Origin of the sequence: Pantoea sp. B270 (assembly GCF_018726825.1) — a bacterium.
GTDB lineage: Bacteria > Pseudomonadota > Gammaproteobacteria > Enterobacterales > Enterobacteriaceae > Pantoea > Pantoea dispersa.
Window position 1 is genome coordinate 2,766,371 of sequence record NZ_JAHCSX010000001.1, and the last position, 14,789, is coordinate 2,781,159.

The 14,789-nt window shown below is 58.2% G+C and carries 11 protein-coding genes; 6 read left to right on the top strand and 5 right to left on the bottom strand.

All coding sequences use genetic code 11. The annotated features are described in order from the left end of the window. Positions 1 to 124: 124 nt before the first annotated feature. Positions 125 to 1,639: a pitrilysin family protein gene (locus KOL70_RS13215; protein ID WP_058771050.1), complete on the top strand. Its 1,515-nt coding sequence runs from the start codon at positions 125 to 127 to the stop codon at positions 1,637 to 1,639. Positions 1,640 to 1,774: 135 nt separating this feature from the next. Here the strand turns inward: KOL70_RS13215 and KOL70_RS13220 are convergent, their stop codons facing one another. After that, entirely contained in the window at positions 1,775 to 2,647 is an 873-nt protein-coding gene (locus KOL70_RS13220) for an alpha/beta hydrolase (RefSeq protein ID WP_058771051.1), read from the bottom strand. A 396-nt stretch (positions 2,648 to 3,043) separates the two neighbouring features. Then, entirely contained in the window at positions 3,044 to 3,982 is a 939-nt protein-coding gene (locus tag KOL70_RS13225) for a sugar kinase (protein ID WP_215480772.1), read from the bottom strand. 283 nt (positions 3,983 to 4,265) lie between these two features. Between KOL70_RS13225 and pdeH the strand changes: the two genes are divergently transcribed. Together pdeH and KOL70_RS13235 are read left to right on the top strand one after the other, a co-directional pair. Beyond that, on the top strand, positions 4,266 to 5,039 hold the full coding sequence (gene pdeH / locus KOL70_RS13230) for a cyclic-guanylate-specific phosphodiesterase (protein ID WP_021506997.1): 774 nt from the start codon (positions 4,266 to 4,268) through the stop codon (positions 5,037 to 5,039). Positions 5,040 to 5,100: 61 nt separating this feature from the next. Then, a complete protein-coding gene (locus KOL70_RS13235; protein WP_215480773.1) occupies positions 5,101 to 7,161 on the top strand; it encodes an AsmA family protein in 2,061 nt (686 codons plus the stop codon). On the opposite strand, the gene ppiC is transcribed toward KOL70_RS13235, so the two are convergent. Then, positions 7,162 to 7,443, bottom strand: coding sequence for a peptidylprolyl isomerase PpiC (gene ppiC / locus KOL70_RS13240; RefSeq protein ID WP_058758095.1), 282 nt, complete (start codon positions 7,441 to 7,443; stop codon positions 7,162 to 7,164). A 163-nt stretch (positions 7,444 to 7,606) separates the two neighbouring features. On the opposite strand from ppiC, the gene rep reads away from it, so the two are divergent. Next, a complete protein-coding gene (rep, locus tag KOL70_RS13245) occupies positions 7,607 to 9,628 on the top strand; it encodes a DNA helicase Rep (RefSeq protein WP_058758096.1) in 2,022 nt (673 codons plus the stop codon). A gap of 141 nt (positions 9,629 to 9,769) precedes the next feature. Here rep and ppx read toward each other — a convergent pair whose 3' ends face one another. Both ppx and rhlB read right to left on the bottom strand, forming a co-directional pair. After that, positions 9,770 to 11,254, bottom strand: coding sequence for an exopolyphosphatase (gene ppx, locus KOL70_RS13250; protein ID WP_031279616.1), 1,485 nt, complete (start codon positions 11,252 to 11,254; stop codon positions 9,770 to 9,772). 6 nt (positions 11,255 to 11,260) lie between these two features. Beyond that, positions 11,261 to 12,556, bottom strand: a complete 1,296-nt coding sequence (rhlB, locus tag KOL70_RS13255) for an ATP-dependent RNA helicase RhlB (protein WP_031279615.1) — start codon at positions 12,554 to 12,556, stop codon at positions 11,261 to 11,263. 116 nt (positions 12,557 to 12,672) lie between these two features. Here rhlB and trxA point away from each other — a divergent pair, with 116 nt between their 5' ends. Next, a complete protein-coding gene (trxA, locus tag KOL70_RS13260; protein WP_021313352.1) occupies positions 12,673 to 13,005 on the top strand; it encodes a thioredoxin TrxA in 333 nt (110 codons plus the stop codon). A gap of 346 nt (positions 13,006 to 13,351) precedes the next feature. Next, positions 13,352 to 14,611: a transcription termination factor Rho gene (rho, locus tag KOL70_RS13265; protein WP_021506991.1), complete on the top strand. Its 1,260-nt coding sequence runs from the start codon at positions 13,352 to 13,354 to the stop codon at positions 14,609 to 14,611. Positions 14,612 to 14,789 lie beyond the last annotated feature (178 nt).

A 14,789-nucleotide genomic window follows, 5' to 3' on the forward strand; every position in this document is an offset into this window, starting at 1 on the left:
TGGCCTTCCTGTGGTCAAAGAGTCTGTCGTTGAATAAACGTGGCGGCAGCCTGCCGCCGTGGTTCGCTGAAAAGCGGCCGCCTATGGCGCGCACGAGCGTTTATCTGTTTGAGTAGGGGTTCACATGCAGGGCACCAGAATTCGGCTTTTGGTTGGCGGATGGCTGCTTGCGGCATCTGGCTTCGGCGTCCACGCCGAAACACTTCAGCCTGATCCCGCCTGGCAGGAAGGCAAACTGGACAATGGTTTCAGCTGGCAGCTGCTGACCACACCACAACGTCCGAGCGATCGCATCGAGCTGCGCCTGATAGTTAATACCGGTTCGCTGGTGGAAAGCGCCCAGCAAACCGGGTTCAGCCATCTTTTACCGCGTCTGGCGATGGTGCATAACACCGCGCTGGATACCAATCAGCAGCGCGCACTGTGGCAACAGGCGATGGATCCGCAGCGACCGCTGCCGCCGGCCATCTCATCTTATGATTTCACCCAATACAATCTCAGCCTGCCGAACAACCGGCCGGAGCTGCTGAAAGAGGCGCTCAGCTGGCTGGCGGCCACCGCCGGTAAAATGACCATCAATGAGCAGGTGGTGTCGACCGCGCTGACCGCCACCGATCCCATCGCGACCTGGCCGCCCAATACGCAGGATGTGTGGTGGCGCTATCGCCTGAAAGGGTCGACCATGCTGGCGCATGATCCGGGCGAACAGCCGCGCGCGCCGGTGGATATCGCGCAGCTTAATGCCTTTTACCAGCAGTGGTACACGCCGGACGGCATGACGCTGTACGTGGTGGGCAACGTGGATAGCCGCAGCATGGCGGAGCAGATCAACAAAGCGTTCTCGCCACTGCAAGGCAAACGGGTGGCGCCCGCGGCGCTGCCCACGCTGTCGCCGCTGCCGCATCAGCCAATCAACCTGGTTAACGGCGGCATGATGCAGGATCGCCTGTCGCTGGTGTGGGATACGCCATGGCAGCCAATCCGCGACTCGCAGAATCTGCAGCGCTACTGGCAGAGCGATCTGGCGCGCGAAGCGCTGTTCTGGCACGTCCAGCGCGCGCTGGCCGACAGCAAAGCGCAAAACGTGCAGGTTGGCTTCGACTGTCGCGTGCTGTATCAGCGTGCGCAGTGCGCCATTAACATGGATTCGCCTAACGCGTCGCTGGCGCAGAACCTGAACCAGGTGGCGCGTGAGCTGGCCACCGTGCGTGATAAAGGTCTGCCGCAGGAGGAGTTTGATGCGCTGATGGCGCAAAAGCTGCTGGAACTGAACAAACTGTTTGCCACCTACGCGCGCACCGACACCGATATTCTGATGGGGCAACGTTTGCGCTCACAGCAGAATTCCGTGGTGGATATCGCGCCGGAGCAGTATCAGAAACTGCGTCAGGCGTTTCTCAGTGAGTTAACGCGCGACCAGCTCAACCAGGAGTTGCGCCAGCAGTTAACGCAGGAGCTGACCATGGTGCTGATTCAACCGCAGGGTGAGCCCGAAACCAACGTCAGGATGCTGCAGGACAGCTGGGACAAGGTGATGAAGGTTCCGGATGCGCCTGCCGCCGCTGCTACCCCGGACGAAGCTAAACCCGAAAATAATGGCAGCGCGAGCGCGACCGATCCGGCTCAACCCTCGTCATAACACAGGGCGCATAAATCCCCCGCAATAAGGTGCGCAGCAGCAAGGCGGCACGGGTGTTCATCCTCAGGAGCTTACATAAGTGACCGGGATGAACGCGCGCCGCCAGCGCCGCTGCGGTTCAACGTAGCAGGGGCATCAGGTCTTTGCGCGCAGCCATTCGGTCACCAGCATCGGCCAGCTGGCCAGCGGCAGATCCGCCACGCCACGAATCCCAAAGCCGTGGCCACCTTTCTGATAAAAGTGAATTTCCGCCGGTACCTTGTGCTCACGCAGGGCACTAAAAAACACCATGCTGTTATTAACGGAAACCGTCTCATCGTCAGCGGCGTGGATCAGCAGCGTCGGCGGCGTCTGGCCGTGCACGCGCGTCTCCAGCGAATAAGCCTCAATGCTTTTCTGATCCGGCCACGCGCCCAGCAGGCGGGTGCGTGAACTTTCATGCGCCAGACCGTCGCGCATGCTAATGACCGGATAAAGCAGTACCATCGCATCAGGCCGCGGTGACAGGCTGTCGGCCTGATCCTGCAGCGGATAGATTTTTTCGCCAAAGCGGGTGCCGAGGCTGGCGGCCACGTGCCCGCCGGCCGAAAAGCCCATCATCACGATGTACTTTCCGTTCAGGCCGCGCTGTGAGCGCTCGCGCAGCACGCGCACCGCACGCTGGGCATCAGCCAGCGGCGCATCCGGTCCTTCATGATGGCCGTCGTACGGCAGGCGATAGGTCATTACCGCCAGGGTGTAACCCATCGAGGTGAAAAAGGTGGCGAGGGCGCTGCCTTCGCGGTCGATCAGTACGCGCTGATACCCGCCGCCCGGTGCCACCAGCAGGGTGATACCGTTTGAGGTTTCCGGATGCCAGATCGCCATCTCCGGGCAGCGCACACCGGTGGCGGCGCGGTCGTAAGGTTCGAACTCTCTGGCCAAATCGACGATCTGCGGCTGAGCGCGCGAGTCACTCGCGCCTGGCGCGTCGCCGTGCGGCCAGATATTGATAATTTCTGTGTGCATAAATCTGTCCTGAGCGAGTCATGTTGTCGTTATTGTGTTCGCGGTCGACCTGACAGCTTCCTGCTGTGGTTGATTAAAACATGGTCTTTTTTCGCGCGATCGTCCAGCCGAAAACCGCCGGCGTCGCCAGTTTCGGACTATGCCTGGCGGTCGGGTTTATCATCGTAATGCATTGAATTTAAATCAGTCTGATTAGCGGCATTTAAGTGGTGAGCGTCAGGCAGAGAGGAGGCTGGATGGCATGCGTCATTAGTAAAAATTGCCCGGCGAATCTGCGTCATTAAGCCAAATTTTCGCGGTGATATTTTTCAGCGTAATAATCAATTTGCCGTCAGGGCAGAGGGGAAATTGTCGCGACGCGTAGCAGGCAGCGCGGCGCGACAATCGTGTGCGGTGTTAAACGGTTTTTGGCATCGCGCTGTGCGGAATAATCGCGCCGCGATGCTGGATCACCGTACTGGCGGTGAGATGGCCGCGCGCTGCGGCCTGCTCCACGCTGCCACCCGCGAGGCGCACGGCCAGATAACCGGCGCTGAAGGAGTCACCTGCGGCGGTGGTATCGACAATCTGCGCCGGAGCCAGTTTGATGGCCGCAACATCCCGCAGCGGCTCGTCGCCGCGCGCCACCAGGCAGGAGTCAGCACCACGTTTGATCACAATCTCCTGCACGCCGGCGGTGCGCGTGCGCGCAATCACGTCCGCCAGCGGCTGTTCGCCCCACAGCAGGTGTTCATCATCCAGCGTCAGAAAGGCGATATCGGTGTGGCGTAGCATCGCCGCATACGCCTGCTGCGCACTGGCGCTATCCGCCCACAGACGCGGCCGGTAGTTGTTGTCAAAAATCACGGTGCCACCGTTTTGCCGGCAGGCACTGAGCAGCACCATCAGCTTTTCGCGGCTGGCCTCAGGCAGGATCGCCAGGCTGATGCCGCTCAGGTAGAGATAGTCGTAATGCGCCAGCTGCTGACAGATGGCCCCGGCCTGCGGGCTATCCAGCCAGAAGCGCGCGGCAGCATCGCTGCGCCAGTACCAAAAGGTGCGCTCGCCGTGGGCATCGGTTTCGATGAAGTAAAGCCCGGGCATTTTGTCCGGCAGGCGCTGCACCAGCTGCGTGTGCACCTGCTCCTGCTGCCAGGCCGCGATCATCTGGTCGCTGAAGCTGTCGGTGCCAAGCGCGGTGACATACTCCACACGCAGCTGGCTGGAATCGCTCTGCCGTGCCAGATAGACCGCGGTATTCAGCGTATCGCCGCCAAAGCCGCGTTTGATGTTCTCACCTTTTTCGGACAGCTCAATCATGCATTCGCCAATAATGGCGATGGTTTTCTGCGTCATGGTGTTTGGCCTGTAGTGAATGCTGCGCTCTAGTCTCGCGTCTGGTATGGCAGTCGTCAATGCTTTTTAAAACGCTGTTTTAATTTGCCTTAAGGCGTAAAACCGCGCTTCTGCACCGATTTAGCGGCCAAACCGGGGGTTGTTTTGCCGATTAAGCCGCGGACACGCTGCTAGACTCAACAGCTCGTGTGGCTGCGCAGACCAATAAAGTTATCCAGGGGAGAGCCGATACTTGCCACTGAGATGCTATTTGCAGGCACTCAATACCAACCAGGAAAACACCATGGTGATGAAGAATTTGAGTCATCGGCTGCCTTTTTCTCCCGAACTTGAGCAACAACAGGAAACCCGTCTTTACTGGCAGCAGTGCCAACGGTGCTACACTTTCCAGCCGATTTACCAGGTTTCTGGCCGCTTACTGGCTATTGAACTGCTTACCGCCGTGGTGCATCCCGCCGCACCTGAGCAAAACGTGTCACCCGAAGACTATTTCGAGGCGCTGACCATTGCCCAGCGTCTCGACATCGTCCAGGAGCAGCTTGAACTGTTATTACAGTGGGCTTCCTTCTTCAGCCAGCGTCAGCTGGTGGCCTCCGTCAATATTGATGGTCCCACGTTACTGGCCATTCAGCAGCATGCGCCCGTGCGCGCGCTGATCGTCCAGCTGCCGTGGGTGCGCTTCGAACTGACCGAGCACCACGCGCTGCCGCAGGAAGAGATGGTGGCGCAGATGCCGGAGCTGGGCCCGCTATGGCTGGATGACTTTGGGTCCGGCATGGCCAACTTCTCCGCGCTGACCGAACTGCGCTACGACTACATCAAGCTCTCGCGCGAGCTGTTTATGCTGCTGCGCGCCAGTGATGAAGGGCGCTCGCTGTTCTCCATGCTGCTGGCGCTGATTAACCGTTACTGTAACGGCGTGATCGTCGAAGGGGTGGAAAACGAGGAGGAGTGGCAGCAGGTGCGCAACTCGCCCGCCATGGCCGCACAGGGCTATTATTTTTCCCGTCCGCTGCCGTTTAACCAGCTGGAAAACCTGGTACTTGAGCTTCCGTAATTCCGTTCTGCCGCGTCTCGACTATCTTTAAGGAGACGTGGAAGGGCAAGGAGGAGGCAAAATGTCGCGTACAGGAAAAATAATTAGCTGGGTGGTCGGGATTTTATTGTTGCTGGTTGTGGTGGTCGTGGTGATTATCGCCACCTTTGACTGGAACCGCCTGAAGCCAACCATCAACCAGAAAGTCTCGGCAGAACTGAACCGGCCGTTCGCTATTCGCGGCGATCTTGGCGTTGCCTGGGTGCGCAATCGCGAAGAGCCAGGCTGGCGCAGCTGGGTGCCGTGGCCGCAGGTGCACGCTGACGATGTCATGCTCGGTAATCCACCCAGCGTGCCGGAAGTGACAATGGTGCATTTGCAGCGGGTGGAAGCCACGCTGGCGCCGCTGGCGCTGCTGCACAAAGAGATTTACCTGCCGTGGATTAAGATGCAGCAGCCGGATGCGCGACTGGTGCAGACCGCCGATAAGAAAAATAACTGGACCTTCAACCTCGCCAGCAGCGAAAACAGCGACCCCAACGCGCCGCCTTCGGCATGGTCATTCCGCCTTGATAATATCCTGTTCGATCAGGGACAGCTGCGCTATCGCGACGCCATCAACAAAGCCGATGTCACGGTGAAGATCAATCCGCTGGGTAAACCGGTGCCGTACGCGCAGGTCGCCGGCGGTAACGACCAGCAAAAAGGGGCCGGCGATTTTGTGTTTGGCTGGCAGGCGAGCGGGACCTACAACAACCAGAAACTCGATGGTGACGGTAAGATTGGCGGTATGTTGTCGCTGCGCAGCAAAACCACGCCGTTTCCGTTGCAGCTCGACGTACGCAACGGCACCACACGTGTGCGCGTGGATGGCACCCTGCAGGATCCGCTCAATCTCGGCGGGCTGGATGTGCGGCTGCGTTTCTCCGGCGACACGCTGGCAAATCTGTACGGCTTAACCGGCGTGCTGCTGCCGGACACGCCACCGTATGAAACTGACGGCCATCTGATTGCGCGTTTCAACGAAGAGAAAGGGCCGCTGTTCCGCTACGAAAAATTCAACGGTCATATTGGTGACAGCGATATTCACGGTTCGCTCAGCTACCGTCAGGGCAAACCGCGTCCGACGCTGAGCGGCGAGCTGACATCGAACCAGCTGCGTATGGCGGACCTTGGGCCGCTGATTGGGGTTAACTCCGGCAAGGGCAGTGAAAAAACGGCGCAGGCCAAAGCGCAGCGCGGTGAGGCCAGCACCCAGCCGGCGGATCGCGTGTTGCCACATGACAAGTTCGATACCAAAAACTGGGATGTGATGGACGCTGACGTGAAGTTCAGCGGCAAGCGTATCGAGCACAGCAGCAAGCTGCCGCTCAGCGATCTCTACACCCATCTGCAGCTGAAAAATGGCGACCTGCTGCTGGATCCGCTGCGCTTCGGCATGGCCGGCGGCAGCATTAATTCGACCATCCATCTGGAGGGCGATCGCTCACCGATGCGCGGCCGTGCCGACCTGCATGCGCGCAAGCTGCAGCTGCGTCAGCTGTTCCCGGATGTCACCGCCATGCAGCGTAGTCTCGGCCAGCTCAACGGGGATGCCAGCCTGACCGGCACCGGCAATTCGGTGGCCGACCTGCTGGGCACCAGCAATGGCGAGCTGAAACTGTTGATGAACGATGGCCTGATCAGCCGCAGCCTGATGGAGATTGCCGGGCTGAACGTTGGTAACTATGTGGTGGGTAAACTGTTTGGCGACGATGAGGTGCGCATCAACTGTGCCGCGACCGACCTGAATATCCGTCAGGGACTGGCGACGCCGCGGCTGTTTGTGTTCGATACCGAGAACGCGGTGATTAACGTTACCGGCAACGCTAACTTTGCTAATGAGCGACTGGATCTGTCGATCAATCCGGAGAGCAAGGGCATTCGTATCATTACGCTGCGTTCGCCGCTGTATGTGCGCGGCACCTTCAAAAACCCGGATGCCGGAGTCAAAGCCGGTCCGCTGCTGGCGCGCGGTGCCGCAGCCGTCGCGCTGGGGGCGGTGGTCGCGCCGGCGGCCGCACTGCTGGCGCTGATTTCGCCGAGCGACACCGATGACAATCAGTGCAGCAACGTACTCAAGCAGATGAAAAGCAAAAAGTGATCAGTTACGCCACAGCACTTTGATGATGTGGTAGCCGAAAGCGGTTTTCACCGGTCCGTAAGGTTGCAGCAGCGGGCAGGTGAACACCGCTTTATCAAACGCCGGCACCATCTGCCCTTTGCGAAACTCCCCCAGATCGCCCCCGTTACGCCCGGACGGGCAGGTCGAGTGTTTTTTTGCCAGTTGCTGAAAGTTCGCGCCTTTTTCCAGCTGCGCCAGCAGCGCTTTCGCCTGCGCTTCCTGTTTCACCAGGATATGTAAAGCCGCCGCGGTTTTCGCCATGATGGTGTTCCCGTTATGTATAATGTGCGACGCATTATAGCGTAGTGCGCGTCAGTTGTAGGGTCGCCATTGATGGCGACCTTTGCGCTCAGGTGCGCATCAATGCGCACCCTACGGCGCGATGTAAATCTTCCTGTCTGATTAAATTGAGTGATGTTTTTCTATGCGTCTTAATCCCGGCCAACAACGTGCTGTCGAATTTGTCACCGGTCCCTGTCTGGTGCTGGCCGGTGCGGGTTCCGGTAAAACCCGCGTGATCACCAATAAAATCGCCCATCTGATCCGTGAATGCGGCTATCAGGCGCGCCATATCGCGGCGGTGACCTTCACCAACAAGGCGTCGCGCGAGATGAAAGAACGTGTGGCGCAAACGCTGGGACGTAAAGAGGCGCGCGGCCTGATGATCTCAACCTTCCACACGCTGGGCCTGGAGATCATCAAGCGCGAGTACAAGGCGCTGGGCATGAAATCGACCTTCTCGCTGTTCGACGATCAGGATCAGCTGGCGCTGCTTAAGGACCTGACCAAGCAGTGGCTGGAAGAAGATAAAACCCTGTTGCAGCAGCTGATTTCCACCATCTCCAACTGGAAAAACGACCTGGTCGATCCGCAGGGCGCGGCCGGCCTCGCCAAATCGCAGCGCGACCAGATTTTTGCCCACTGCTACGCGCTGTACGATCAGCATCTGAAAGCCTGTAACGTGCTGGATTTCGACGATCTGATTCTGCTGCCGACCCTGCTGCTGCAGCGGAATCAGGAAGTGCGCGAACGCTGGCAACAGCGCATCCGCTATCTGCTGGTGGATGAGTATCAGGACACCAACACCAGCCAGTATGAGCTGGTGAAGTTGCTGGTCGGCGCCCGGGCGCGCTTTACCGTGGTCGGCGATGACGATCAGTCTATCTACTCGTGGCGCGGCGCGCGGCCGCAGAATCTGGTACTGCTGAAAGAGGATTTCCCGGCGCTGGAAGTGGTGAAGCTGGAGCAGAACTACCGCTCGACGCAGCGTATCCTTAAATGCGCCAATATCCTCATCGCCAACAATCCGCACGTGTTTGAAAAGCGGCTGTTCTCTGAGCTGGGCGAGGGCAGCGAGCTGAAAGTGCTGAGCGCCAACAACGAAGATCACGAAGCCGAGCGCGTGGCGGGCGAGCTGATTGCCCATCATTTTATTAATAAAACCCAGTACAAAGATTACGCGATTCTTTATCGCGGTAACCATCAGTCGCGCGTGTTTGAAAAGCTGCTGATGCAAAACCGTATTCCTTATCGCATCTCCGGCGGCACGTCGTTTTTCTCGCGGCCGGAAATCAAGGACTTGCTGGCCTATCTGCGCGTGCTGACCAATCCGGAAGATGACAGCGCGTTTCTGCGCATCGTTAACACGCCACGCCGCGAGATCGGCCCCGCGACGCTGCAGAAGCTGGGTGAATGGGCCAATTTGCGCAACAAAAGCCTGTTTAACGCCAGCTTTGATATGGGGCTGGAACAGACGCTTTCCGGGCGCGGGCTGGAGCATCTGCAGCGCTTTACCCACTGGCTGAATGAAATCGTTCAGCTCACCGAGCGTGAACCAGTGAATGCGGTGCGCGACCTGATTCGCGGCATCGACTACGAAAGCTGGCTGTTCGAAACCTCTCCCAGCCCGAAAGCGGCGGAAATGCGCATGAAGAACGTCAATACGCTGTTTCAGTGGATGACCGAAATGCTGGAGGGCGACGAACTTAACGAGCCGATGACGCTGGCGCAGGTGGTGACGCGTTTTACCCTGCGCGACATGATGGAGCGCGGCGAGAGTGACGAAGAACTCGATCAGGTCCAGCTGATGACGCTGCACGCCTCGAAAGGCCTGGAGTTCCCCTATGTCTATCTGGTGGGCATGGAAGAGGGGCTGCTGCCGCATCAGAGCAGTATCGATGAGAACAATATCGAAGAGGAGCGTCGCCTGGCCTACGTGGGCATCACCCGCGCGCAGAAAGAGCTGACTTTTACCCTGTGCCGCGAGCGCCGTCAGTACGGCGAGCTGGTGCGTCCGGAACCAAGCCGCTTCCTGCTGGAATTGCCGCAGGATGATGTGGCGTGGGAGCGTGAGAAAAAGGTCATCAGCGCCGAAGAGCGGGTGAAAACCGGGCAAACGCGTGTCGCCGGCTTACGTGCGATGCTGGAGAACGCGAAGAAGGGGTAATGGTTTCGTCACAGCCGCAAGCCTGGCCTGTGGCGAAATCTGTTGCGCGCGCCGCAGAGGCAAAGCGCCCGGCAAAGCAAACTTCACTCGCGTAAAGGCGCAGTTGCCGGGCGCTTTTCAACGCAGCAGCAGCAGGTTCGATCAGGAAATCGTCAGCAGCCAGTGCACATACGACTGGTAATGGCTCTCCTGCTCCAGCAGCTCGGCGCGCAGCGGATGCGCAGCCAGCCAGCCTGCCGGCAGCGTCAGATGCAGCGCATCATCATCCGCCTGCAGACGCACCGCCGGCAGCGTGTCGTCGCGCCGCCGGCTGGAGAAGATGATTGCCAGCCGCAGCAGACGGCTCAGTCGCTCAGCCATGCGCGGCGGCACGGCGTTTTGCTGCGTCAGCAGCGCCAGATCAATGCTGCCGCTCTGGTTCTGCAGCAGGCAGGCCAGCATTTTTTTCTGTGCGGGGGTGAAACCAGGAAGATCGAGATGGCGAATCAGATACGCGGCGTGCTGCGGTGCCTGGCGGAAATCGACGCTCAGGCCAATTTCGTGGATTGAACAGGCGCTGAGGAGTAAATCGCGACATCGCTGATCCAGCTTCCAGCTGCTGCTCACCTGACGGAAAAAGCTCTCTGCCAGCTGGCGCACGCGGCCCGCCTGCTCAACATCAATGGCGAAACGACGCTGAACGTTCTGCAGCGTGCGGCTGCGAATATCGCGGTCAATCGGCAGATGCAGCATGCCGTACACCAGCCCTTCGCGCAGTGCGCCGCCGGCCAGCGTCATGCTCTCAATGCTCAGCTCGTGGAAAATGGCGATCAGAATCGACAGGCCGCTGGGAAACACCAGCGCGCGCTCCAGCGTCAGCCCTTCAATCTCCAGCTCCTCCAGCTTGCCGCACTGAATGGCACGCTGTTTGAGCTGCTGCAGTTTGCTCAGAGTGATGCGCTCATCCATGCCCTGCGCCACCATGATCTCCTGCAGCGCCTGGACAGTGCCGGACGCGCCCACGCAAATCTGCCAGCCTTTCTCTCGCAGCGCCGGCGCAATCGGACGGATCATTTCACGTGCGGCCTGTTCGGCCTGGGCAAAGTTCTCTTTGGCGAGATGACGATCGCTGAAGAAGCGCTCCAGCCAGGTTACACAGCCCATCGACAGGCTAAACAGCGTCGTGGCGTGCGCACCTTCGCCGGTCACCAGCTCGGTGCTGCCGCCGCCGATATCGACCACCAGCCGCTGGTCAGAGCCGCCGGTGGTGTGCGCAACACCCTGATAGATCAGGCGCGCTTCTTCCTCGCCGCTGATGACGTTCACCGCACAGCCGAGAATCTGTTCCGCCTGAGTCAGGAAATCCTGCGCGTTACTGGCAATGCGCAGCGTGGCGGTTGCCACCACGCGGATTTGTTCCGGGGGAATGTCCTGCAACTGCTCGGAGAACAGACGCAGGCACTGCCAGCCGCGCTGCATCGCCTCAGCCGAGAGATGGTTGGCCGCATCAAGACCTGCCGCCAGACGCACCTTGCGTTTAATTCGCGCGACGGTCTGAATACTGCCGGACACTTCGCGCACCACCAACATATGAAAGCTGTTAGAACCTAAATCAATCGCAGCATAAAGTGACGATGCGCTTAGCATGTGTGCTTAACCCGAACGTTTACGGTTGTTGTTGCGCGGGGCACCGCCGCGACGGTTGCTGTTGTTGCCACCGCGACGTGGACCGTTGCCCGAGCGGTTACGCTGCAGGCGTTTCGGTGGCGGCAGGTCGCTCAGCAGGGCGTCGCTGTTGTACTTGCTCACCGGAATACCATGACCGATGTACTCTTCAATCGCCGGCAGGTTGAGCGCGTACTCTTCACAGGCCAGGCTGATGGAGTGACCGCTGGCGCCAGCACGACCGGTACGGCCAATGCGGTGCACGTAATCTTCGCGATCGTCCGGCAGGTCGTAGTTGAAGACGTGCGTAACTGCCGGGATGTGCAGGCCGCGCGCGGCGACGTCGGTGGCAACGAGGATATCCACGTCACCTTTGGTGAAGTCGTCCAGAATGCGCAGGCGTTTTTTCTGCGCCACGTCGCCGGTCAGCAGGCCCACGCGGTGACCATCGGCAGCCAGGTGGCCCCAGATATCTTCACAGCGGTGCTTGGTGTTGGCGAAGACGATGGCGCGATCCGGCCACTCTTCTTCCAGCAGGGTCTGCAGCAGACGCATCTTCTCTTCGTTCGAAGGGTAGAACAGCTCTTCTTTAATACGGTGGCCGGTTTTCTGCTCGGGCTCAACTTCAACGTATTCGGCGTTGTTCATGTGCTCGAACGCCAGTTCACGTACGCGATAAGAAAGCGTGGCCGAGAACAGCATACTCAGGCGCTGGGTGGCCGGCGGCATGCGGCGGAACAGCCAGCGAATGTCTTTAATGAAGCCGAGATCGAACATGCGATCTGCTTCATCCAGTACCACGACCTGAATGGCGCCGAGGTTGATGTGATTTTGTTTGGCGTAGTCAATCAGGCGTCCGGTGGTGCCCACCAGAATATCGACGCCGTCTGCCAGCACTTTCAGCTGCTTGTCATAGCCATCGCCGCCATAGGCGAGGCCCAGCTTCAGACCGGTGGCCTGCGCCAGCGGCTCGGCATCGGCATGAATCTGCACCGCAAGCTCACGCGTCGGTGCCATGATCAACGCGCGTGGCTGATTAACCTGGCGGCCTTCAGCAGCAGGATGAGAAAGAAGATAATGAAACGTTGACGTCAGGAACGCCATCGTTTTGCCGGTACCGGTTTGCGCCTGACCCGCGACATCACGCCCTGAAAGCGCAAAAGGCAACGCGAGCGCCTGAATCGGCGTGCAGTTATGAAAGCCTTTCTTATCAAGGGCTTCCACTACCTGTGGGTGCAGGGCGAAGTCGGAAAACTTCTGTTCTGTTAAGTGTGTTTTGCTCATAGTGTGGTAGAATATCAGCTTACTATCGCTTTACGAAAGCGTATCCGATGAAATAAAGTCAACCTACGTTGGTATATTTTACGCCAATTCGCCAGGCATAATCTTTGGAGTTAAACATGAGCAGCGATAAAATCGTTCACCTGACCGATGACAGTTTCGACACTGACGTGCTGAAAGCCGACGGTGTGACGCTGGTAGATTTCTGGGCTGAATGGTGTGGTCCTTGCAAAATGATCGCCCCGATTCTCGACGAAGTCGCAGAAGAGTACGACGGTAAGCTTACCATCGCCAAGCTGAACATTGATGAAAACCCAGGTACTGCGCCAAAATACGGTATTCGCGGTATCCCGACCCTGCTGCTGTTCAAGAACGGCGAAGTGGCGGCGACCAAAGTGGGTGCGCTGTCTAAAGGTCAGCTGAAAGAGTTCCTGAACGCTAACCTGGCCTAAGCCCGGCGCGGTGTTTGTTCGGCAGTGGTGAATTTTTTCGCCACTGCTGGACGTCTCCCTTCAGGCGTGTTAAGTTGACCTCACTGCATTACGCACTTACCTTGTAGTTTGCATCTAAAGTTTTCCCTTGTCAGACCCAGCTCGCATTGAACGTTTTCGTGGTTTGGCAATCTGACGGCTAGCACATTCGGCATCACCTTTCGACCGTCTCCTCGCTTCCTATCGCCACATCTGACGATAACCGTCGAGCAGCGTTGAAAAAGAGCCATTAACAGGCATGGAATTTTTGCCATACCATTCACGACAAACATTTCGAGAATTACCCCGAGTTTAAGAACCCATCACTATGAATCTTACCGAATTAAAGAATACGCCGGTTTCTGAGCTGATTACTCTCGGCGAAAATATGGGGCTGGAAAACCTGGCGCGTATGCGCAAACAGGACATTATTTTCGCCATCCTGAAACAACACGCGAAGAGCGGCGAAGACATCTTCGGTGATGGTGTGCTGGAGATACTGCAGGATGGATTTGGTTTCCTCCGCTCCGGAGACAGCTCCTACCTCGCCGGTCCCGATGACATCTACGTTTCTCCCAGCCAAATCCGCCGCTTCAACCTCCGCACTGGTGACACCATTTCTGGCAAAATCCGCCCACCGAAAGAAGGTGAACGCTATTTTGCGCTGCTGAAAGTTAACGAAGTTAACTACGACAAGCCAGAAAACGCCCGTAGCAAGATTCTGTTTGAAAACCTGACGCCGCTGCACGCGAACAACCGTCTGCGCATGGAGCGTGGTAACGGTTCGACCGAAGACCTGACGGCGCGCGTGCTGGATCTGGCATCGCCAATCGGTCGTGGTCAGCGTGGTCTGATCGTCGCACCGCCGAAAGCCGGTAAAACCATGCTGCTGCAGAACATCGCGCAGAGCATCGCGTACAACTACCCTGACTGCGTGCTGATGGTGCTGCTGATTGACGAGCGTCCGGAAGAAGTGACCGAAATGCAGCGTCTGGTGAAAGGCGAAGTTATCGCATCTACCTTTGACGAGCCGGCCTCGCGTCACGTGCAGGTTGCAGAGATGGTGATCGAGAAGGCTAAGCGCCTGGTCGAGCACAAAAAAGACGTTATCATCCTGCTGGACTCCATCACCCGTCTGGCGCGCGCCTACAACACCGTAGTGCCGGCGTCGGGTAAAGTCCTGACCGGTGGTGTTGACGCCAACGCCCTGCATCGTCCGAAGCGTTTCTTCGGTGCGGCACGTAACGTGGAAGAGGGCGGCAGCCTGACCATCATCGCCACCGCGCTGGTTGATACCGGTTCGAAGATGGACGAAGTGATTTACGAAGAGTTTAAAGGTACAGGTAACATGGAACTGCACCTGTCACGTAAAATCGCTGAGAAGCGCGTGTTCCCGGCTATCGATTACAACCGTTCCGGTACGCGTAAAGAAGAGCTGCTCACCTCTCAGGAAGAGCTGCAGAAGATGTGGATCCTGCGCAAAATCATCCATCCGATGGGTGAAATTGACGCGATGGAGTTCCTCATCAATAAACTGGCAATGACCAAAACCAACGACGAATTCTTCGATATGATGAAACGCTCGTAATCTGTTGCCGCCGGTAACGGCCTGAGCCAGCCGGCTAACGGCACAAATTGCCAGGATTTATGACTAACGCCACGTCTTAACGTGGCGTTTTTCATTTGTGGGCATTAGGATTATGCCTGTCAGGAAGCAGACATATTGACTGAGGCAGCAAAGCGGCGGTTTTTTCAGCAAACGCACG